The 1,512-nt window shown below is 64.9% G+C and carries 1 protein-coding gene and 1 pseudogene; both read right to left on the reverse strand.

Features of this window, described 5'->3' with window-relative positions; translation table 11 throughout:
- A partial coding sequence (locus EOA22_RS33210; RefSeq protein WP_127390588.1) for a histidine kinase dimerization/phospho-acceptor domain-containing protein occupies positions 1-1,053 on the reverse strand: 1,053 nt, incomplete at its 3' end.
- Between the two features lie 141 nt (positions 1,054-1,194).
- Positions 1,195-1,512: pseudogene (locus EOA22_RS33215) on the reverse strand (oxidoreductase); the annotation flags it as partial.

The following is a 1,512-nucleotide window of genomic DNA, read 5'->3' on the forward strand; positions in this document are numbered from 1 at the left end:
CCCGATATCCTTGGCGAAGGCGCGCGCCGCCAGCAATTCGATGATGTTGTCGGCGATCTCGCGCACCGACATCGGCTGCGGCTCCGGGTCGAAACGCCCGGCTTCGATCTTGGAATAGTCGAGAAGATCCTCGATCAGGGCAAGCAATGCGCTGGCTGAGGTCGAGACGGCGCCGACATAGGTCTGCTGCTCCGGCGACAGGCTGGTGTCGGCGAGCAACCTGGCCATGCCCATGATGCCGTTCATCGGGGTGCGGATTTCATGGCTGACGGTGGCGAGGAAACGCGATTTGGCCTGGCTGGCATATTCGGCCCGTTCGCGTGCGGTGATCAGCGAGGACTCGGCGCGTTTGCGGGCGGTGATGTCGCGGGCGATGGCGCGGTGCGAAACCGCGCCACTGTCCTTGTCGCGCACCGACAGTTCGATCCAGGAGAACCAGCGCTGCCCGCTCGGCGTGCTGATAGAGACATCGGTGGAACTCAGGCACTCATGGTCGGAAAAGGCGGCATCGGGAACCATGCCGACCTCGATGCCGAGTTCCGCCAGGGTCTTGCCGGCAAGATCGCGCTGGTCGATCTCGACGAGATCGGCGAAGACCTTGTTGGCATAGACGATGTAGCCGTCGCGGTCGCGATGGATGACGAGATCTCCAAGCGCGTCGATCAGGCCACGAAAGCGCTCATCGCTCTCCTGCATCTCCCACATGCGGTCGGCCAGCGTCTCGATCTCGGCGCGGCTGCGGGCCGTGGTTTCGTCAAGAAGGGCGGCGGTGCGATGTTCGCTCCGCCTGGCGCGCAGATGCATGGCAAGGCCGGCTAGGCCGGTTGCGAGCAATGCAACGCTGATGAACATCGGTGCCCCGGTCAGGTGCGCCAGCCCGGCCATCACCACGATGGCGACGAATGTCAGAAAGGACAGGCCTTCGCGCCTGGAGAATTCCGGCTCGGGCACCAGCGGCGGCGCGGCGACGAAGCGCCGCGTCGACGCCGGCGGGAGCACCGCATCGACATCGTCGCCAGTGTCCGCCTGTTGGCTGCCGGATTGCGCGATCATGCGAAATTCTTGCCAGACAGAGCTTATGGAAAATTGCGGCGGATCGTTCCAATTTTAGCGGATGAGCGCTTTTTGCCGAGGCGCGGCGGGTTTGCCACCAGATCTGGCGATTGCATCCGCCCTTCCGGCAGTTGGGCGGAGTCACATATCCACGACGACGCGGCCGCGGATCTTGCCCTCGACGATATCGCGCGCGGCATCGACGATGCCGTCGAACCCGATGGTGCTGGACAGGCTGGCGAGCTTCTGCAGATCGAGGTCGGTGCCGATGCGGCGCCATGCCTCGAGGCGGACTGCTTTCGGCGCCATCACTGAATCGATGCCGAGCAATGAGACACCGCGCAGGATGAAGGGCGCGACGCTGGCCGGCAGGTCCATGCCGCCGGCCAGGCCGCAGGCGGCGACCGCGCCGCCATAGGAGGTCATCGAGAGCACATTGGCCAGCGTGTGGCTGCCGAC

It is taken from the genome of Mesorhizobium sp. M7A.F.Ca.US.014.04.1.1 (genome assembly GCF_003998745.1).
Taxonomy (GTDB): domain Bacteria; phylum Pseudomonadota; class Alphaproteobacteria; order Rhizobiales; family Rhizobiaceae; genus Mesorhizobium; species Mesorhizobium ciceri.